This is a genomic window from Pedobacter sp. SL55 (assembly GCF_026625705.1).
Lineage (GTDB): Bacteria > Bacteroidota > Bacteroidia > Sphingobacteriales > Sphingobacteriaceae > Pedobacter.
Map to the genome: position 1 here is coordinate 4,184,047 of NZ_CP113059.1, position 18,091 is coordinate 4,202,137.

Genomic DNA, 18,091 nt, shown 5'->3' on the forward strand with positions numbered 1-18,091 from the left:
GTATGAAAAATTTAAAAAGTGTAATTATTGGGCTGTTTACTATGGCCTTTTTATTATCGCCCGCCACATCGGTGTTGGCTGATAAGGCAGAGATTAGCCCAGCGGTGGCGAACGGTATCGGCTTAGTGGCTTTTGTTGCTTTGGCTGCGTTTTCGGGCGGTGGCGTTCAAGGAGTGCATGTTGCGGGTATTCAAAAAGAGGCTTGGGTTGATTATATCATTAAGCGCTTTTGGAAAGATAATGCTTTCTTGAAAACTTGGTTTAGTGATGTAAAAAGCGTGTTGGCTGGCAGGGTCGTTCACATTCCCACTCCTGGAGCAAAACCGACAACCGTAAAAAATAGGTCTACATTTCCAGCAACGGCAGTAAGACGTACGGATACTGATATTACTTATACGTTAGACGAGTATTCAACCGACCCTACGCACATTCATAACCTTGATAAAATTGAGTTGAGTTATGATAAAATGGACGATGAGTATGGCGAACACGTTGCAGCCGTAAACGAAACCAGCGCCGACGATTTGTTGATTAAGGTTTGTGGTACCGTTGCGAGCAACATGATTGCTTATACTACGGGTGCTGATATTGAAGCTTCGGCACCGTCTGCAACTGGAAATAGAAAAGCCGTAACAACAAAGGACTTCTCTAAGATGCAAAAGAAGTTCAACAAATTGAATGTGCCAAAATCAGAGCGTTACGCATTGTTGAGTTCTGATATGTATCAACAATTGGTTGATAGCTTAAGCGAAACCCAATCAAGAGATTTTTCGAGAGCTGTTGACGAAACAAAGGGTATTGTTGGCGAATTGTACGGCTTTAAAATCATCGAGCGCTCAAGCGTAGCAGTTGCAACCGTTACTACTAACGCCATTAAAGCTTTGGGAGCTGTTGGAGCGGCAGCCGATAATGAAGTTGCTTTATTCTATCATAAAAACGGCTTGGCATTCGCAATGGGCGAAGTAAAAGTTTTTGACAATACTGACGACCCAACTTACTACGGCGACGTAATGTCGACCGCTTTAAGAAGTGGTGGACGTGTTAAAAACACCAACTCGGTAGCATTATTAATTCAAGCGGCAGGGTCTTAGTGATCCGCAATTATAGCGGGGACGCTTCGTGCGACCCGCTTCATTTAAACTAATGCACCATGCAATCATTTTTAGATGTAGTGCTATGGCCAGCGATATTCAGTTTTGCATCGGGTCTCGGTACTTGGTTCCTAACCCGAAGAAAGCAAAAGGCAGATGTCGCAGCTAGTGAGTTGGACGTAGTAGAAAAGGCGATTACTATTTGGCGCCGAATGGCCGAGGACTTGGGCAAGCAAGTAGAAGAATTACGCAACGAGGTACACGCCTTGCGAACCGAAAACGCAAAGCTGTTAGACGAGTTGAAAAAGTGGAAACGTCAAAGTAAGCAAAATGAAAATTGATTTAACAGGTACAAAGTTTATAGCTAACGAAGAGGGCTTGGTTTTAACCGCTTATCAATGTTCGGCTGGTGTTTGGACTATCGGATTAGGTTCGACGTACTATGCCAATGGCAAAAAGGTGCAAAAGGGCGATAAGCTCCCGAGTATCGCAGCTGCTTACGAGCTATTTGCTTTAACCGTACAAAATTACGAAGTGGCGGTTAACAATGGTGTTAAAGTGCCATTAAACCAAAATCAGTTTAACGCTTTACTAAGCTTGGTCTACAACATCGGGGTTGCTGGCTTCTTGAGTAGTACCGTTTTAAAACGCATCAATGCGAAAGCTTCATTTGATGATGTCGCCGAGGCTTGGAGGCGTTGGAATAAAGTTAAGGGAGTTGAAAACGCAGTTTTAAAAGCCCGCAGAAACCGAGAACTAAAACTATACGCAGCATGAGAATTTTAATTGTAGAATGTGCCTTAGCTGCTTTGCTAATGAGTTGCGCTGCTAAAAAGCAGGTAGCCACATTAGCAGAGGTAAGCCGAGATAGTACGGCAACAACTAAGAGCAATTTAATTGTTGAGCAATTCGGCGACGAGTTGATCGGATTTGTCCCAGCATTTAACTTGAACAAAGAAGCTGCCATAAAAAAAGACACCGTCTTTTATAACAGCGCTGGCCTAAAGCTTTGGTTTGTGCCAAGTGTAATAAATGGCGTGGACGGCTTTAATTTCAAAGCGGAAGCCAAGCCAACGGCTCGCTCAACATTGCAGACCGAAACCGAAACCAAAAACACGGTTAAGGAAGCGAAGCAAGAAACCGCTTCTAACTTCAAGCAGCAATCATTTATAGAGCAATTAACCGAGTTTTTAAAAGCCGCTTCTTGGGCGGTTGGTATTTTAATCATTGTTTACATAATCATTAAACTAAGTGGAAAATTTAAAGGAATTATTTAAAACGCACCCTAGTGTGGGTGCGTTTCACAAGACCTCCGACGGTCAATTTTTTATCGAAAAGCATCACGCTGACGCTCACTCAAAAACCTTAGAAGATAAGGAGGTTGAAACCTACGAGCGTAAAGACCATGCGGAAGATAGCGCCGACACAAGGACTAGAGAAGAGCTTTTAACGGCTTTCGAAACTTTGTACGGTAAAAAGGCAGCTAACAATATCGGTAACGAAAAATTGTTGAAAGCTGTTCAAGAAAAAGAGGCGGAAACCCCAACTCAAGAGTAATTAATTATAAAAGCCGTTAACGCTTGTTTAACGGCTTTTAATAGTGTTTAACAATAATTATAAACAAATGATACCTAAAGTAACGGTTAGTTTAAGTAACGGAAACATTGGCGGCGCAACGCAGACCAATGACGGCGTTGTTGGGTTGGTTTGTACGGGTACCACAAATTTAGGTACGTCAATGGTTGTTTACTCGTTGGCCGATGCTATTTCAAAAGGTATCACGTTAGCCGAAAACCCCGTTGCGCACCGTTTTGTAAAAGAGTTCTACTCGGTAAACGGTACCGCAAATTTACCATTGTATATTTTAATGCTGGCCAATACCGCAACCGTAACTAATACGGTTGATAAGGATAACGCAAACGGCGCTAAAAAGCTGTTAGATTTTGCGGTTGGTAAAATTAAGGTGCTTGGCGTATCACGCACACCAGCTGCCGAATATGACCCCGACCCGACGGCTTTCTTTGATCCCGATGTTACGGGAGCGCTTGCGAATGCCAAAGCTTTGGCAGCGGCTCAATTTGCGGCGGTTAATCCCGTTCGTGTTTTGTTGGATTGTCGTGTGCATGACAATGCGCAAGTGCCTGCTTGGGTACCAAACACAAAAGACGCAAACAACGTCGGCTTTGTAGTTGGTGGTGCCGAAAATACGGGCAATGCATCAATGGGTTTGGTGCTTGGTAAAATTGCAGCTTCGCCCGTTCATAGAAATATTGGACGTGTAAAAGACGGTGCTTTACCTATCGCTCAAGCTTACATCGGCAATAAAAAGGTAGAAGAGTTTGCGGGTTTAAATTCGTTAATCGACAACGGATTTATCACGTTCACATCTTATCCGCAAAAAGCTGGCTATTTCATTAGCGACGACCCAATGTCGACGGCAGCGACCGACGATATTAAATATTTGGCACATGGCCGTACCATTGACAAAGCTTCGATTATCGCTTATCAAACTTTTGTAGAAGAGTTAAAAGACGATGTTCAGTTGCAAGCTAATGGCACCCTAGCGCCGATTGTAATTAAGCACTTGGAGGCAAATATTGAAAACAATATCAACCTATCAATGGCCGAAAGCATTAGTTCGGTAGCGGCTGTTATAGACCCGACCCAAAATTTGGCGGCTGGCAGCAATTTAAAAATCAAGTTAAGAATTACGCCAAAAGGTTACCTAAAAGAAATTGAGGTTGACCTTGGGTTTGGTGTACAATCATAGGAGGTTAAAAGATGCAATTTGATAGCCAAGAGGTAGCGTACGCCGATATGTCGGTACGCATTTTTGACAGCACTTTAGCAAAGCTCCGTGGTCTTGGTTACGAAAAGGAAACCGAAACCGAAGCGCTTTACGCAGCTGGCAATCAGCCCATCGGAATACAAGACGGAAACGTCAAATATTCGGGCAATTTAAAAGTTTTAAACGGCGAGCTTCAGAAGTTGAATGCAGCGGCAAAAGCAGCGGGTTACGCTGATATTCAAGAAGTGCCGTACCAAGTTATCGTAATTACGGTAACGTATCGTGAGGGCTTCGGTAGACCTTTACAAACCGATGTTTTGCGAGGCGTTAAGTTTAGCAAGTACGATAAAGGCATGAGCCAAAACGACAAATTTAAAGAGGTAGAAATACCATTCTTATACCTTTCATTAAGTGATAAATAACATGAAAACACCACTATCGCCCCAACAAATTGAAGAGTTAAAAAAGAAGTACCCGCAAGGATTGTGGGAGCTTACAGTTGAAGACAAAGTGGCCTACGTGCGCAAGCCAACTCGTGAAGAGATGCGAAGCGTTATTGGCATGGCCACAACCGACCCCTTAGGAATGTCGGAGCAAATATTAAACGATTGCTTCGTTGCTGGCGACGAAGAGATTAAAACCGACGACGACTATTTCTACGGTGCGGCTCAACAACTCCAAAATCTAATTCAGATTAAGAGTGCCGAGCTAAAAAAGTTGTAGACGAAGCCAACGGACACCCAAACAAAAATTGGATTGGGTACATAGATACCCTGCTAATGTACCATTTGGGTGTTGACCCAGCAAAATACAGCGATCAGCGTTGGGCGGAAATGTACAAGCAGCTTGAGCATATCAGACAGGAAGAGGACAAAAGAAAATCAATCTAATGAGCAATTTAGTAGAATTTGTAGTAAAAATTAAGGACTTAGGCAGCGCCACGCTAGGAAAACTTGCGAGCGCTGGCGAAAGCTCTTTTGCTCGAATTTCTAATAGCCTTAATAGAACAAACAACAACTTTCAAAGGCTTGGCGGTTCTATTGGCACCATAAATAGAAAATTAGATGATTTAAAGCGTACCCGTGAAATTTCAGTTGATAGCCGCCAAATTAGGCGTGTTAATCGTGAAATGGAACAATTAGAGCGTCGTCGTGATAGGTTGGAAAACTTGGGGCGTTCTGGCGGTGGTGGTGCCTTTGGTATGGGCGGTTTGGTTGCTGGTGCTTTGGCTATGGCTGGCGTTGCTGGCTTCGGTGGTGTGGTTAACATGGGTATGGAAAAAACCATGACTAACACCTCTTACGAAGTCTTAGCGGGTAAGCAGCAAGGCCAAGCGCTGGCGGGCAATTTGACCAAGTATGCACAAGACACCATCTACGGCAATGAGGTTACGGATATAGGTAAAACGATGCTTGGTTTTGGTATCGAAGCCAAAAACGTTATGCCAGCCGTTCAAAGGCTTGGCGACCTCGCCATTGGTAACGCCGAAAAGTTCAAAAGCTTAGGTTTGGTTTATTCCCAAGTTGCGGCTCAAGGTAAATTGATGGGGCAAGATAACCTCCAATTTATCAACGCTGGTTTTAATCCTTTACAGGAATTGCAGCGTACCACGGGGCGCACAATGGCGAAGCTCAAAGAAGATATGGAAAAGGGCAAAATTTCCTTTTCTATGGTTCAGCAAGCAATCATGTCGGCAACTAGTGAGGGCGGTCGTTTTTACAACATGACCAACACTTTAGCCGAAACCGCACCGGGCAAGCTCTTGGGTTTACAAGGTGCGTTTGAGGGCTTGATGGCTCGTGTGGGCGCTTCAACCTTAGAGGCAATGGTGCCGTTAATGGATTTCGGCCAATGGCTGATTGATAGCCCCGCATTGTTGAATGGTTTGGCAAGTGCAATAGCAGCTTTAACGGTTGGTATTGGTATTTGGCAGGTGGTGACGAAGTGGGCGGCAATCACGCAATGGGCTTTAAATATTGCCGTAATGTGGCCTGTGTTTTTAATCGCTGCTATTATCGGCTTAATTGTGGCGCTAGTTTCCAAATACGAGGGCTGGGGTGCTGCCATGAAAGCTTTGTGGGCTGTTATCAAATCCTTTTGTATGCTGGCGTGGATAGCCTTTAAAAATATGTTTCAAGAGATTGGTTTTAGAGCCGAATTATTTTGGCTAAAAATCAAACAAACGTTTCAATGGGTTGGCGGTGCAATTGCCAATTTAATGAACGCTATGAGGCTTGCGCTATCGTTCAAATTTGCCGAGGCAAAGCAAGCTTTGTTTGCCGAGATTAAAACCAAAGCGACGGCGGAAATTGAAACGCTTGAAAAATCAAGGCAGCAACAACGCCAATCCAACCTAAAGGAGTTTGCCGATAACCTAAACTCTATCAGTAAAAACAGTAAGCTAATTAAGCTTACCAAAAAGAAAGATAGCGGAACGGCCTCGGCTGATGGTATCGGCGGTTTGGCTGGTGGTTTGGCTGGTGCTGCTAGTGGCGCTCCCAGCTCGATGGCTTCGTCTAACAATGGAATTAGCGGCGGCGGCGTCAAAAATCTAACTATAACCGTCAATAAGTTTTTCGACGAGTTAAATATCCATGCTGCTAGTGCCTCAAATGGCATTGACGATATGGAGCAAAAAATTAAAGAAGTGTTTTTAAGAGTGGTTAACTCGGGAGTTTCAGCAGCAACGGAATGATAAAGCAGATAATAGAAGACCGAGGCTTAAAAGCAGTTGAACGTGTTACGAATGTAGCGGGTACACCTGTTGTTTACGATATAGCCAATATTATGAATACGCTTTACGGTTATAGACCGATTAGTATCGGCGCTATTCCCGAGGCGAGCGACACCAACGAATTTGTGGTGCCAGCTGGCCAAATAAAGAAAACCACAACCATAAAAGGGACGCCGATTTATGGACAGCAAGATATGCTGGGACGTGAGGTGTTTTGCCCGCTTACCCTTAGTGCTGGTGGTATAGATTACGAGTTTCCGTTTTGTGTGATTGGAGTGCGTAGCCGCAAGATAATTGTTGAAACGCCAATGGTAGAGCGTAACGGTGCCGTAATAGAAGAAATTGCGTGTTCGGGTTATGATTTTTCGGTTAAGGGTTTTTTAATAGACCCAAACAACCAATTTCCCGACGAGCAATTGAACAAGCTAAAAGAGTTGTACGAAACTAACGAGCCAATTGTGATGAAAAGTGCGCTAACAGATTTGTTTTTAGAAAAGGACGACCGTGTTGTGATGCGCAATTTGGAGATACCCGAGAAAGCGAAAGTTATTGGCGTTCGTGATTACACATTTGAGCTGGTGCAAGATGGAGTGTTTGACCTTTATGCAGTAGACTAATGGCTTTTAAGTTAAATAGTAAAATACAGCTTGGGGACTACTCCTTAAAAGGTGGTGTAAATGAGATAGTAGTTAAACGAAGTGTTAACAGCTACATGGACACCGCCACGATCAAAATACCAGCTTTGGGGCGAGTGTTGCAAAACGACGCTTTGCCGCAAAGCTCGGTAGAAAGTGCGAAACAATTTAAAGAGGGTGATAGAGTGGTTATACACTTAGGCTACAACGGAGAGCTGGTGCGGGAGTTTGACGGGTTTATTAGGCGGGTGTCGCCAGCTATTCCAGTAGTCTTGGAGTGTGAGGGTTTCGGATGGCAATTGCGCCGAAAACGTTTTTTGATAAGTTGGAAAAGTACAACTTTATTAGAAGTGTTGCAGCACCTCGTTAAAGATACCGACGTGAAGCTTTCGGGATTTATACCCACGGTTAAGCTGACAAATTTTGCCTTGCGCAATGTAAACGGTTTAGAGGTGTTGGATTACTTCAAAAAGAAAATGCTTTTAACTGCCTATTTCAACTTTAACGAGTTATACGTTGGCTTACAGCAAGGAGTGTTAAAAGAAACCGTTTCGCTCCGTTTGGGATGGAATGTTTTAAGGGACGACCAACTAAAATACAGGCTTGCGGATGATACTCGGGTTTTGGTTCGGTTGGTAACGGGCAAAGGCAAGAAAAATAAAAGGCTGCTTTATGAGGTAGGCGATAAAGACGGTGTATTACGGGAAATTACAATTCCGAATATTACCGACCAATCTTGGTTACAGCGTACCGCTGCCGACGCTTTAGCAAAGGCAAAATTTACGGGCTATGAGGGTTCAATTACTTGCTTTCTACAACCGTTTATTGAGCCTAGCTGCGTGGCAAAAATCATTGACAAGAAGTATAACCGAGGCGGTAGTTACATGGTAATGAGTACGGAGGTTAGTTACGGCATGAATGGCGCCCGTCGCAAAATTGAAATTGGGAGGTCTTTGTAATGGCTGAATTTGAAGATAAAATACTTGAAGCTCTTGCAAGATATATCAAGATGGAAGTTGGCGACCAAGTGTTTGAGGGGGTAATTACTTCCGTTGACGATGTAGACTTTGTTGCCGATGTGAAGCTTGACAACGAGGGCGGCGATTTGTTCGACGTTCGCCTAAAGGCGGTCGCTGGTGCTGTGAAAAGCATTGAGGTAATGCCAAAAGTTGGCGCCGAGGTGGTGCTTGTTAAAATAGTTGAAGGGGAGTATTTAATTGTTGCTTGCTCGGAAATTGAAAAATACAAAGTTAGTGTGGGCGACGCTTCACTAACAATTACCAATCAAGGATTTGAAGTTAAACGGGGCAACGAAAGCCTCCAAAACATATTAAACGAAATTGTGGCGCAAATGCTAAAAATATACGCTCCTAAAGATGTGGAGGGTATTACTGCAATTACATCACGCATTAACCAGCTATTTAATAGCAATTAAACAGGTGTTAAAATGGCGTTAAACAAACCGAAGCTTATTACAGATTTAACGACGCTTTACGATGCGACCTTAGATAACGGCGAGCTTTCGCCAGCGGAAGCGAAAACTAAGTTTATACAAGAGTTGGCGAATGCTATTGAAGCTTATGTAAAAAGTGCTACGGTAAAATACAATAGCGGTTTAACAGCTCCTAACGGTGCGGTTACGGGAACATTTAACGGAGGGCTTGAGTAATGAACGATTTTTTGCTTGATGAAGATTACGACTTGCAAATTGCCAACGGCGATTTGGTTGTTGGCTTGAGCGATAACCAGCACCAAGCTTGCTTGCTCTTAGCTGAAAAGGGAAGCTTTAAACAGTTTCCAACGATGGGAGTTGGATTGACTAATTTTTTAAAAGACGATAGTCCAGCGGCTTTACTTCGTGAGGTTAGGCTCGAATTTTCGACCGATGGCATGAGAGTAAAAAGCTTGGGAATGGATAACGGTAAATTATTGATAGACGCTAGTTATGATTAAGGTTTTACCACATACTACAATGCTCGACGCAGCTTTGCTAGATGGAAGTTTAGAGGCGGTTTTTGGGGTTGCTTTTGCAAATGGTAAAAGTATAACGGACGAGCTTGTTGTTGGCGAAATGTTGCAAAGCTCGGGCTTGAAGTTTAAGCCGTCGGTAATGGCGCCTATTGCCAACCCCGACAAAGCTCAAGTTAGTGTTATGGCTGGCCAAACGCTTTTAGATTTAGCGGTGCAAGAATTAGGAAGCTTAGAGGCTGTATTTGCTTTGTCGCTTTTAAACCGTTTGCCGACAACGGCGGAGTTGACCACGTCGCAAATAATTGATTTTAGTATCAATCCATTAAATAAAAAGGTAGCACAAACCTTTAGAAATAACAGTTGGAAACCAGCAAGCGCTACAACGTCGGCACCAGCGGGACAACCGCCATTGCCAGTTTTAGAGGGTGTGGACTATTGGGCAATTGAGGTAGATTTTAAAGTACAATAACATGGCAAGAACGATAGAGCAAGTTTATCAAAGTATTATTACTTACAAGAATAACCAAACCGAGTTAGCGGGCTTAAATTCAACTAGCCGTACCGCAATTTATAACCTGTTTGCTTACGTGGTAGCCGTTTGTATTGTCGCTTTGGAAAATCTTTTTGATTTGCATAAAAGCGAGGTTAACGCAAATATCCTTTTGCAAAAACCGCATTCGCCAAGATGGTACCGAGAGCAAGCGCTTGCCTTTCAATACGGGCAAGATATAAACGAAGTAACGGGTGGTTACGATAATACAGGTTTAACGCCTAGCCAAATAGCAGCTCAAAAAATTATTGCGGTTTCGAGTGTAACCGAGATTGACGGACGCTTGAGAATTAAAGCGGCTAAAAATAACGCCGATGACTTGGTTGCCTTATCAGCTCCCGAGCTTGCAAGCTTTACCAATTACATTAAGAGGATTAAAGACGCTGGTGTTAAAGTTCAATGCGAAAGTAACGCAGCCGACCAATTGAAGCTTGTGTTAGATGTATTTTATAACCCCTTGGTTTTAAATGCTGCTGGCCAACGCATCGACGGCACAAACAATCAGCCCGTAAAAGATGCGCTTAAAGAGTATTTAAAAAATTTACCATTTAACGGCGAATACGCAAACACCCGCCTAGTGGATAGGCTGCAAGTTGTTGACGGCGTAGAATTGCCCGTGGTAAAGCTTGCACAGGCTAAATACGGGCTTTACCCTTTTAGTGCCATTGATGAGAAATATATTCCCGATGCGGGCTATTTGAGAATTAACGACGAGGACTTAATTATTAATTACCGCCAAGATGTTTAACGTAGACTTTAGCAAGCTTGTATTATGGTTGATGCCTGCGTTTTTGCGCAAGCCTAAGGCTTTGGCACTACTTCGTTCCTATTGCTGGCCAGTAACGGAAGCTTACGGCGTTTTCTTGGCTAACCGAGATAACAATATTTTCAAGCTTAACCACAATAGCCAAGTGTATAGCATGGAAAAGATGTTAAACGATTTGTTTGATAGCGCTAGCCGTCGCATATACATAACCGACGGCTACACTAAAGACCCCGTTTACATCTATTTAGAGATAGAGGACAAACCAAAAATATTAGGCGAAATGATACTTTACAACGAAGAGGACTACGCCGATACGGGGGTGGATTTCATCGTATGGATACCCGCAGAATTAAACAACAACCAAACCAAGATTGATATTAAGGGGCAAGTTGATTTTTACAAACTAGCAGCAAAACGCTATAAAATTTACACGATATGAACCAATTAGATTTTACGTTTCCTAACGGCTTTAAATTTGATCAAGGCAAACTTGATTTTTTGCAAAACAGCATCCTTTCGGCTGCTGGTGGAGCAGCTGCTTATGCTGGTAATTTAGCAATTCTAAGCGGTTGCGAGGTGGCAGGTTCTAACGTGTCGGCGGGTGTGGTTGTTATTGCTGGCGAAATTATGCCGTTTGAAGCTGGAGCAATCGACGCTAAAGTAATTATCGTTGAGACGGTAATTAACATACCGTACGAAGACGGAACGCTACAGCCCGCCAAAAAGCTGCGCGTTGCCCGCTTTGGCGATGATGGTGTAACAAATTACCAATGGACGGATTTTAAACGAAATAAATCCGAGGGCGTTCTTGCTCGTTTGGATAGATTGGAAAAAGTGGCAGCACCTTTTACAATTGCTGGTAAAGGTGGAATGGTTCTTTGGAATAGGCCAGCCGCCGACATTCCCGACGGATGGGCGGAAGTTGTAGACTGGCGAGGCCGTCTGCCTATTGGTTTAGATACAGAACAGGCAGAATTTAATACAGTCGGTAAAACGGGCGGTGCAAAAGGTGTTAAAATGACTTTGGCAAACTTAATAGCCCACGCTCACAACGTGGCTGTTGGTTTTGTAAATGGTCGTAGTGATAACGCCAACGATAGAGACGTTGCAGTACCAGGAGCAAATAACAAAAATACTACCTCGGCAGGTTCAGCCGACCCCGAGCCAATTAACGTGTTAAACCCTTATAGAGTGGTTGTTTTTATAGAATATGTAGGAGGTTAAGCCATGCCGATAACAGCAAGAAATATTTTAAAGCAATATCTTGAGACGGGAAAAAAACCAACTCAAGCGCAATTCGCTAACCTAATCGACACGTTTTTTCACAAAAGCGAAGACACGGTTACAATTGCCAACGTTGCCAACTTGGCTACTGTTCTAGCAAGTAAAGCAAGTACAACCCAAGTTACTACAATATTAAGCGCTTTGGGTGCTTTGGAGGATTTACAAACCAGCGAAAAGAGTTCAATAGTTGCTGCAATTAATGAGCTTAAAAGTTTAATTGGTGCGGGTGGTGGTTTAAATCCCGATGTTTTTGAGAGCAACTTTACGGTGTCGCTTTCGGGTGGTAAATTCTTTTTCAAATGGGGAAACGGTCAAGTGGTACCAGCGGCGGGAAAATCTGCCGTCGAATTAATGTTAATCGGCGCTCAAGAAGCTATTGCACCAACGGCTAATTTGTCGTTAAGCTCAAGCTCTATTACTTACAACAAAAAGACTGACGTTGATTTGAATGTAAATTATAGTTATGCCATTAACTCATTAGGTGCTACATTGGTCAACCTAAAATTGGAGCGCTCTCGTGATGGCCTAGCATGGACAGAGTTAATCAACACGGCAACGCCGCCCGCTTCGCCATTTGTTGATGCCAATATAAACGGCGGCGCTGTTAACAATGCGCCAATTTACTACCGTTTAACAATAGAAGATAGCGAGGGGTTAATTGTCAACAATACCAAGCAAGCAAACTTTGTTTACCGTTCGTTTTTGGGCTATGCTTCATCAGCTCCCGCCGATGTGGCGGCAATTGTCGCTCTTGGTAATAGCGCACTTTCGGGCAAAGCTCGCACGGTTTCAAACGTTACCGCTGGCGCTGGTCAATATACTTGGTTCGTGTACCGAGCAAGCGACGGCGATTTATCGGGCGTGGTAATGGATGGCTCGGCGCCGATACTTGGGGCTTTTACAAAGGTTGGCGACTTAACGGGTGCGGATGAATTTGGCGGCGCTGTAACCTATCGCATTTACCGAAGCAACGCCACTCAAGCATTTATCAATAACACTTTAGCATTTAGTTAATATGGCTATTAAAAGACCAGACGAATACGAACACGCCAACCCCGCCGAGCCAATTGTACGCTCAAGCAATGTAAAAGGTGGTGCGCTTAAAACCGCCGACTTAACCACGTTGTTAACGGATTTCGTGGGCTTGGAAAGTAAATTAATTGAGGGTGTAACCAAAGTCTACGTCGAAAGCGAGGACGCCGATTATAGGCTTAAAAATATTGCCGCTGTTAATCTTTTGGCTAGTTGGAGCAAAGTTGTTACGGGTGCGGGCGGCGGTGCCTCTTCATTTGCAGAGTTAGAGGGTAATCCGTCGGACAATGAGGCTTTAGGTGCGGACTTAACTAGGATTGAAGATAAGGCCGACGGTGCGCAAGCTGACTTTGATTATTTGGCGACCGTTGTTGATACAAAGTTGACGGGTACTAAAGCAAGCGACGCCGAGTTAGAAGCTCAAGCAGTTGTTGTAGAAGATAACAAATTTGTAAGCCGACGAGGTTTATTTTATTGGTGGACTTGGGTAAAAACACAAGCTTTTACCCTAGGCGGTTTAATTACTTTTGGAACGGCGCCTAAGCTGAATAGCTTGACAGCAAATAGGATTTTGTCTTTAGATGCAAATAAGAACATTGAAGATATTTTGCAAAAAATATTGCCGGTCATTACTAACTCTACTGTCACCGCCTTACTAAATAATGATAGCAATTGGAGAGAGAGCGATAACGCGTACATCGGTCCTGCAATAAGTACACAGGAACAAACTCAATATTGGAAAAATACAGATTACTGGTTTTTTCTTTACGATAGTGGTACGCCTGTTAGAATACCTATTGGAGGTAGAATTGACCATTTGAGAGGTAGGACTTCTACGCCGTCCATATCAGCAGGTGCAGCAGCGGGTACAACGCCAAGTATATCAATTTCAGGCACGGATTTAGGTTTTAGGATAACGTTAACCGTCGGTACTTCACCAACTACTGGCACGCTCGCTACTGTGACTTTTAACCGTCCGTATGGCTCGGCTCCTTTTGTGGTAACGTCGCCAAAAAATACGAATGCGGCGGCATTGTCTGTTAGACCCTACAACACGACAACCACTACAACTTTAACACTTAGTGTTGGTACTGCTCTAACAGCTAGTACGCAATACATTTGGGATTTTATAATAGCACAGTAATGCCAATAGTTAACGAAAATAATAAGATGGTTTGGGGGCTAATGGTTGAGCCTATCAATGAGTTTTTAGGTACAGTTAGTAACTTATGGAATAACCCTGCTAATTGGAGATTGGGTGTTTTGCCGACCGCAAATCAGATTGCAATCATATCGGCTAACTGTGTGCAAAATGTGAACGCTTCAATAAGAAGTCTAATTATTGGAGAGAGCATTTCTTTTAACCAAAACTTTTCGTTGACGACTGGTAACATAGTTAATTCAGGAACTTTTTATTACGCCAATACGCTCAACATCACAGATGGTTCTCTTAGTGTATGGGGAAACTATATAAGGACTGTAAACAGTTTTGATGTAATTTTTTTGACCTCAAACCATTTAGTAATACCAAACTTAGATTATTGGGGGTTAAGGCTTAGCGGCGGTAATAGAAGTTTAGGGAATAATTTAGTTATAAAAGGCTATCTAATTAGAAGTGCTGGTAATCTAGATTTAGGGGCTTTCAATTTAACCATCGAAGGTGCAGATACTGCGGCAAACTTTACACCTGTCATCGCCACTTCATATAACAGATACATAGTGCTTGGTGCAACTCAATATTCGGTTGGCGTATTTTCGGCAGTAAACCTACCTACAGGTACTGTTTTTGAATTTAGAAACGGATTGTATATTGTATTAACTGCTAACACAGCGGACTTCGGAGAGAGCGAGGTGGTTTTCACCATTAATTCGCTACAATATTTAAACACTAACGGTGCTTATAGAATACCATATATTAAGATAGATAGCGGTGTTACATTGCGACATGTTACACAAAATTCGTCAGGCGCTTATGTATCTACTACAAAAATTATAGGGGTAAATTCATCCTCTATCTTTGACTGTCGCTTTTGGTTTCAGTTTTTGGGAAATGTAGCTGACCTAATGCCAGCAGGTTTGCTTTATACTAATCAAGCTGATAATCGTTTCATGTATGGGGCAAATGGATCGCAAAGTATTAGGGTTCCGGACGATGGCGGTTATAGAATGTTGGGATTAGTTACAAGTGGTGTAAAATCATTAACAGGTAATACCGTTTGTGAGCATTTGTATTTTGATGGAACGGCGACCTTAGATTTGAACGGTTATAATGTAGCCGGGTTTACAAAGTTTACTGATAACGGAGTTTCAGTTAACAGAAATTTGCCGTCAGGCTCACTTGATGAATTGAATTTTAATAACCCAGCAAATATAACAGGGATTAAAACATTGACAGGCAACTTGTCGGTAAATACATTGTCTTGGTGTGCGTTAAACCAATCGATAACTACAGGCATTAATTTAAATGGCTTTTCACTAACGATTGCTAAGGTAGTTTTTGGTAGAAATGCAACATCGACTATCCCGAGCGGCACTTACAATGATGTTGAGTTTTCTGATGTAGTCAGTGGTAATAATGGATGGATTAAAATTATTGCGGCCGCTACTACAGTTACAGTTACAGGCACATTGTACATTAAAGTCACTGGCCTCTCGTTGAATGCGTTTATTATTGTTGGTGGGACGTTGAACGCTTCCAACATAAACTACAATCAGCAAGGCAATCAAAATGTGCAAGGCAGTGGGAGCGGTTTAATTTATACCAATCTTACACTTTCTGGCGGCGGTACTAAAACGTTGCAAGGAAATGTTGTAGTGAATGGTTCTTATAGTCGTGTTGTTGGTACATCCATCAATAAAAACGGTTTTACAATTAAAGATAGTTTAGGAAACGATTTAGAATAACAATATGGAAAGAATTGCGATACAAGACCCTCAAGTTGGAAAAAGAGCAGGTGCGAATTTCGTTACCTTGTTTTGGGTTGGCAGAGATTTTTTTGCTGAAAAGAGTACGGTTAGGATTGAGTTCTTTGATGATAATGAGCGCTACTTAGACCATCACGACCACGAGGTAATAATTGAGCAATTTATGCTCACTGGCGAAACTAGAGAGCAACGAGCTAATGCTCTTTTAGTAAATCTCGGCATTTTGAAAGCTGAATAAAACGCCTCGGCTCTTCCTGTTAAGTCCTCACCAAAACAAAAAAGAAAAATGCACAACGTACATAACCGAGGCGTAAGCCTTAGGGTGTAAATTGTGCATTTTGTTTTGGTGAGATTACAAATATAGGATTATGGAGATTAAAAAGAGTACGAAGTTGGGCGAATTAATTATTAAGCCCGTAGAAAAGAAATTGGCTAAAGAAATGATTGTTAAAAATCATTATAGCCACAAATGGAACGATGGCGGCTTTGGTGTGTATAACGTAGGCGTCTTTAGAGCTGATGAACCAAATAAGTGTTTGGGCGTAGCTGTTTACGGTTATGTGAAAAATCTTAATGCCAAGATGTTTGAGCACCCCAATCCCGAAGCTTGGATGTGTGAGTTAAACCGTATGTGGATTGATGATAGTTTAGGTAAGAACGCCGAAACTATTTTAATTGGAGCGTCGATTAAGATAATTAGAAAACATGATCCCAACTTGGTTGCAATCCAAAGTTTCGCAGATGGCCGTCTTGGTTGTGGTACCATTTACAAAGCCGCAAACTTTCAGTATTATGGCTATCATTACACAAAGTTTTTGATAAACAGTAGAAGCGGAGAAGTGACCCATGAACAAATACTAACTAACACCACGAGTGCTACGGGCTACTTACGGGCTAATATCGCTTATCTAGTGGGAGATTATAAGGCGTTTGAAGTAAAGACATACCGCTACATTTATCCTTTGTGTAAACGCTTTAAATTTAGGTCGTCGCAATTACCATATCCTGAGTATGACAAAGGGATGCGCGAAACAGATTGGAAGCGAGATAAAGAAAAGATAAAGTGTAATATTATGCGGCTACTTGAAAAAGTGGCGCCAAGTCCTGTTTCATTGACTAAATAGAAATTAAAAGTATATTTGTATGTATTTGTGGGGATAAAAACATGCTACAAGGAAAGCCCCTGAAAGCAATAAAGTTGCAAAGTCGAGCCCGAAGGCATGATATGGGCGTGGTAATGGCGGTATGCTGGTTCGGGCCCAGCCTTATACTAAAAGCCTTTCGAGTTATTTGAAAGGCTTTTTTTATTCCTTGATAAAATTATGAAATTGTGCCGTTTGGTTTTTTATTTTTGTACCGTTTCGATTTTCCGATTTTAAGTAAAGCAGCTTAAAACAATCAATAGTAAAATTCTTTTCATACGGATTAAATATTTGGTTATAGATTGGGGAGAACCAATTAAGCTCTCCCATTTAATTACATTTATTATAGAGTTCCGTTAATTTCTAAATTATCTAGCCAAGCTTTAGCCATGGTATCATTAGCCTTGGGCGTAACCCCATAAATCATCAAAGCGTTTAAACTATTGCCGGCCACTAAACCACCCGATACAAATTCGCCCGCCACACGCTTACCGTTTACCCAAATATGATAAGTACCCGCATTTAAAGTCTGTTCGGCTTCTTTGGTATATTTTTTAGTTTCAGCACTGTTGTTACTGTACACTTCTATTAAATAATCGGTGTTTTTAACAAATGAAACTCCTTTAACTGAAGTCCATTTGCCACCAGCTCGGCTATAGAAATTTATTTGATTGGCGGCAGATAAATTCCACCGCAAACCAGCGAAGATTTCTGTTGAGCTTTCTTTGACACCACTATTTCCTTGGAATAAATCATCAGAATTTTCTGAAACGCCATTAGCAAATACCCATTGACCAGCATTTACCGCATCTATTTTGATATTGAAACTTGTTTTGGCTACATTTTCAAAAGCGAGGTTATATATAGAAAACTTGCTAGTGGTAGTACCCGCTACAATCTCTAAACCAGCACCTTTAATAAAATTGGCGCTACTTTTAACCAAGTTAAATGCGCCAGTACCGTCTGATGCGGTGCGAATTCTTACCCGAGCTGCTTTGTTGTTAGCAATTTTTGGCAAAAAAGAAGTTGAAGAAGCTCCTGGATTTGGATTAAAAGAAGCCTCCTTATCGCCAAAGTCATAATTTATGACTGGTGCTTGCGCAAAAGAAAGTGTACAGATTGAGCACGTTAAAATAGTAGCAGCAAATAAATTCTTCATCGTATATCGTATTA

24 protein-coding genes are annotated in these 18,091 nt (G+C 42.3%); 23 read left to right on the forward strand and 1 reads right to left on the reverse strand.

Translation table 11 applies throughout. From position 1 onward, the window contains the following. Positions 1-2 precede the first annotated feature (2 nt). The 23 genes from OVA16_RS18730 (at position 3) to OVA16_RS18840 (ending at position 16,900) form a co-directional block, all read left to right on the forward strand. Positions 3-1,091 carry a phage capsid protein gene (locus OVA16_RS18730; RefSeq protein WP_267762466.1) on the forward strand — a complete coding sequence of 363 codons (1,089 nt, stop codon included), beginning with the start codon at positions 3-5 and terminating at the stop codon, positions 1,089-1,091. A 59-nt stretch (positions 1,092-1,150) separates the two neighbouring features. After that, a complete protein-coding gene (locus OVA16_RS18735) occupies positions 1,151-1,432 on the forward strand; it encodes a hypothetical protein (protein WP_267762467.1) in 282 nt (93 codons plus the stop codon). Next, on the forward strand, positions 1,422-1,868 hold the full coding sequence (locus OVA16_RS18740; protein ID WP_267762468.1) for a lysozyme: 447 nt from the start codon (positions 1,422-1,424) through the stop codon (positions 1,866-1,868). Before OVA16_RS18735 ends, OVA16_RS18740 begins: the two co-directional genes overlap by 11 nt. Beyond that, on the forward strand, positions 1,865-2,368 hold the full coding sequence (locus OVA16_RS18745) for a hypothetical protein (RefSeq protein WP_267762469.1): 504 nt from the start codon (positions 1,865-1,867) through the stop codon (positions 2,366-2,368). The genes OVA16_RS18740 and OVA16_RS18745 overlap by 4 nt, the downstream gene beginning before the upstream one ends. Further along, on the forward strand, positions 2,343-2,648 hold the full coding sequence (locus OVA16_RS18750) for a hypothetical protein (protein WP_267762470.1): 306 nt from the start codon (positions 2,343-2,345) through the stop codon (positions 2,646-2,648). Before OVA16_RS18745 ends, OVA16_RS18750 begins: the two co-directional genes overlap by 26 nt. Positions 2,649-2,715: 67 nt before the next feature. Then, positions 2,716-3,861 (forward strand): DUF2586 family protein, encoded by a 1,146-nt coding sequence (locus OVA16_RS18755; RefSeq protein WP_267762471.1) that lies wholly within the window; start codon positions 2,716-2,718, stop codon positions 3,859-3,861. 11 nt (positions 3,862-3,872) lie between these two features. Then, entirely contained in the window at positions 3,873-4,301 is a 429-nt protein-coding gene (locus tag OVA16_RS18760; RefSeq protein ID WP_267762472.1) for a hypothetical protein, read from the forward strand. A gap of 1 nt (position 4,302) precedes the next feature. After that, positions 4,303-4,602: a hypothetical protein gene (locus tag OVA16_RS18765; RefSeq protein WP_267762473.1), complete on the forward strand. Its 300-nt coding sequence runs from the start codon at positions 4,303-4,305 to the stop codon at positions 4,600-4,602. A 166-nt stretch (positions 4,603-4,768) separates the two neighbouring features. Beyond that, positions 4,769-6,574 carry a tape measure protein gene (locus tag OVA16_RS18770; RefSeq protein WP_267762474.1) on the forward strand — a complete coding sequence of 602 codons (1,806 nt, stop codon included), beginning with the start codon at positions 4,769-4,771 and terminating at the stop codon, positions 6,572-6,574. Further along, positions 6,571-7,230 (forward strand): DUF6046 domain-containing protein, encoded by a 660-nt coding sequence (locus tag OVA16_RS18775; protein ID WP_267762475.1) that lies wholly within the window; start codon positions 6,571-6,573, stop codon positions 7,228-7,230. Before OVA16_RS18770 ends, OVA16_RS18775 begins: the two co-directional genes overlap by 4 nt. After that, positions 7,230-8,207, forward strand: coding sequence for a hypothetical protein (locus OVA16_RS18780; RefSeq protein WP_267762477.1), 978 nt, complete (start codon positions 7,230-7,232; stop codon positions 8,205-8,207). The genes OVA16_RS18775 and OVA16_RS18780 overlap by 1 nt, the downstream gene beginning before the upstream one ends. Then, on the forward strand, positions 8,207-8,683 hold the full coding sequence (locus OVA16_RS18785; protein ID WP_267762478.1) for a hypothetical protein: 477 nt from the start codon (positions 8,207-8,209) through the stop codon (positions 8,681-8,683). The genes OVA16_RS18780 and OVA16_RS18785 overlap by 1 nt, the downstream gene beginning before the upstream one ends. Before the next feature lie 12 nt (positions 8,684-8,695). After that, positions 8,696-8,917, forward strand: a complete 222-nt coding sequence (locus OVA16_RS18790; protein WP_267762480.1) for a hypothetical protein — start codon at positions 8,696-8,698, stop codon at positions 8,915-8,917. Continuing rightward, positions 8,917-9,201, forward strand: a complete 285-nt coding sequence (locus tag OVA16_RS18795) for a hypothetical protein (RefSeq protein ID WP_267762481.1) — start codon at positions 8,917-8,919, stop codon at positions 9,199-9,201. Before OVA16_RS18790 ends, OVA16_RS18795 begins: the two co-directional genes overlap by 1 nt. Beyond that, positions 9,194-9,688, forward strand: coding sequence for a hypothetical protein (locus OVA16_RS18800; protein WP_267762483.1), 495 nt, complete (start codon positions 9,194-9,196; stop codon positions 9,686-9,688). The genes OVA16_RS18795 and OVA16_RS18800 overlap by 8 nt, the downstream gene beginning before the upstream one ends. Position 9,689: 1 nt before the next feature. Beyond that, positions 9,690-10,517, forward strand: coding sequence for a hypothetical protein (locus OVA16_RS18805; RefSeq protein ID WP_267762485.1), 828 nt, complete (start codon positions 9,690-9,692; stop codon positions 10,515-10,517). Next, complete coding sequence (locus tag OVA16_RS18810; RefSeq protein WP_267762486.1) at positions 10,510-10,974, forward strand: hypothetical protein; 465 nt, start codon at positions 10,510-10,512, stop codon at positions 10,972-10,974. The genes OVA16_RS18805 and OVA16_RS18810 overlap by 8 nt, the downstream gene beginning before the upstream one ends. Continuing rightward, complete coding sequence (locus OVA16_RS18815; protein ID WP_267762487.1) at positions 10,971-11,759, forward strand: hypothetical protein; 789 nt, start codon at positions 10,971-10,973, stop codon at positions 11,757-11,759. The genes OVA16_RS18810 and OVA16_RS18815 overlap by 4 nt, the downstream gene beginning before the upstream one ends. Positions 11,760-11,762: 3 nt before the next feature. Then, positions 11,763-12,833, forward strand: a complete 1,071-nt coding sequence (locus OVA16_RS18820) for a hypothetical protein (protein ID WP_267762488.1) — start codon at positions 11,763-11,765, stop codon at positions 12,831-12,833. A gap of 1 nt (position 12,834) precedes the next feature. Next, the gene (locus tag OVA16_RS18825) at positions 12,835-13,995 is read left to right on the forward strand and encodes a hypothetical protein (RefSeq protein WP_267762490.1); all 1,161 of its coding nucleotides are present in this window, start codon (positions 12,835-12,837) and stop codon (positions 13,993-13,995) included. Continuing rightward, positions 13,995-15,755, forward strand: coding sequence for a hypothetical protein (locus tag OVA16_RS18830; protein WP_267762492.1), 1,761 nt, complete (start codon positions 13,995-13,997; stop codon positions 15,753-15,755). The genes OVA16_RS18825 and OVA16_RS18830 overlap by 1 nt, the downstream gene beginning before the upstream one ends. A 4-nt stretch (positions 15,756-15,759) precedes the next feature. After that, complete coding sequence (locus tag OVA16_RS18835) at positions 15,760-16,014, forward strand: hypothetical protein (RefSeq protein WP_267762494.1); 255 nt, start codon at positions 15,760-15,762, stop codon at positions 16,012-16,014. Positions 16,015-16,144: 130 nt separating this feature from the next. Further along, positions 16,145-16,900, forward strand: a complete 756-nt coding sequence (locus tag OVA16_RS18840) for a hypothetical protein (RefSeq protein ID WP_267762496.1) — start codon at positions 16,145-16,147, stop codon at positions 16,898-16,900. Between the two features lie 361 nt (positions 16,901-17,261). On the opposite strand, the gene OVA16_RS18845 is transcribed toward OVA16_RS18840, so the two are convergent. Then, positions 17,262-18,077 (reverse strand): hypothetical protein, encoded by an 816-nt coding sequence (locus OVA16_RS18845; protein WP_267762497.1) that lies wholly within the window; start codon positions 18,075-18,077, stop codon positions 17,262-17,264. Positions 18,078-18,091 lie beyond the last annotated feature (14 nt).

Excerpts from the sequence above, each read along its gene's own strand:
- OVA16_RS18775 (WP_267762475.1), top strand. The coding sequence starts at position 6,571 with ATGATAAAGCAGATAATAGAAGACCGAGGCTTAAAAGCAGTTGAACGT.
- OVA16_RS18745 (WP_267762469.1), top strand. The coding sequence starts at position 1,865 with ATGAGAATTTTAATTGTAGAATGTGCCTTAGCTGCTTTGCTAATGAGT.
- OVA16_RS18815 (WP_267762487.1), top strand. The coding sequence starts at position 10,971 with ATGAACCAATTAGATTTTACGTTTCCTAACGGCTTTAAATTTGATCAA.
- OVA16_RS18760 (WP_267762472.1), top strand. The coding sequence starts at position 3,873 with ATGCAATTTGATAGCCAAGAGGTAGCGTACGCCGATATGTCGGTACGC.
- OVA16_RS18820 (WP_267762488.1), top strand. The coding sequence starts at position 11,763 with ATGCCGATAACAGCAAGAAATATTTTAAAGCAATATCTTGAGACGGGA.
- OVA16_RS18780 (WP_267762477.1), top strand. The coding sequence starts at position 7,230 with ATGGCTTTTAAGTTAAATAGTAAAATACAGCTTGGGGACTACTCCTTA.
- OVA16_RS18835 (WP_267762494.1), top strand. The coding sequence starts at position 15,760 with ATGGAAAGAATTGCGATACAAGACCCTCAAGTTGGAAAAAGAGCAGGT.
- OVA16_RS18830 (WP_267762492.1), top strand. The coding sequence starts at position 13,995 with ATGCCAATAGTTAACGAAAATAATAAGATGGTTTGGGGGCTAATGGTT.
- OVA16_RS18795 (WP_267762481.1), top strand. The coding sequence starts at position 8,917 with ATGAACGATTTTTTGCTTGATGAAGATTACGACTTGCAAATTGCCAAC.
- OVA16_RS18765 (WP_267762473.1), top strand. The coding sequence starts at position 4,303 with ATGAAAACACCACTATCGCCCCAACAAATTGAAGAGTTAAAAAAGAAG.
- OVA16_RS18770 (WP_267762474.1), top strand. The coding sequence starts at position 4,769 with ATGAGCAATTTAGTAGAATTTGTAGTAAAAATTAAGGACTTAGGCAGC.
- OVA16_RS18805 (WP_267762485.1), top strand. The coding sequence starts at position 9,690 with ATGGCAAGAACGATAGAGCAAGTTTATCAAAGTATTATTACTTACAAG.
- OVA16_RS18735 (WP_267762467.1), top strand. The coding sequence starts at position 1,151 with ATGCAATCATTTTTAGATGTAGTGCTATGGCCAGCGATATTCAGTTTT.
- OVA16_RS18800 (WP_267762483.1), top strand. The coding sequence starts at position 9,194 with ATGATTAAGGTTTTACCACATACTACAATGCTCGACGCAGCTTTGCTA.
- OVA16_RS18740 (WP_267762468.1), top strand. The coding sequence starts at position 1,422 with ATGAAAATTGATTTAACAGGTACAAAGTTTATAGCTAACGAAGAGGGC.
- OVA16_RS18730 (WP_267762466.1), top strand. The coding sequence starts at position 3 with ATGAAAAATTTAAAAAGTGTAATTATTGGGCTGTTTACTATGGCCTTT.
- OVA16_RS18810 (WP_267762486.1), top strand. The coding sequence starts at position 10,510 with ATGTTTAACGTAGACTTTAGCAAGCTTGTATTATGGTTGATGCCTGCG.
- OVA16_RS18785 (WP_267762478.1), top strand. The coding sequence starts at position 8,207 with ATGGCTGAATTTGAAGATAAAATACTTGAAGCTCTTGCAAGATATATC.
- OVA16_RS18825 (WP_267762490.1), top strand. The coding sequence starts at position 12,835 with ATGGCTATTAAAAGACCAGACGAATACGAACACGCCAACCCCGCCGAG.
- OVA16_RS18840 (WP_267762496.1), top strand. The coding sequence starts at position 16,145 with ATGGAGATTAAAAAGAGTACGAAGTTGGGCGAATTAATTATTAAGCCC.
- OVA16_RS18845 (WP_267762497.1), bottom strand. The coding sequence starts at position 18,077 with ATGAAGAATTTATTTGCTGCTACTATTTTAACGTGCTCAATCTGTACA.
- OVA16_RS18790 (WP_267762480.1), top strand. The coding sequence starts at position 8,696 with ATGGCGTTAAACAAACCGAAGCTTATTACAGATTTAACGACGCTTTAC.
- OVA16_RS18755 (WP_267762471.1), top strand. The coding sequence starts at position 2,716 with ATGATACCTAAAGTAACGGTTAGTTTAAGTAACGGAAACATTGGCGGC.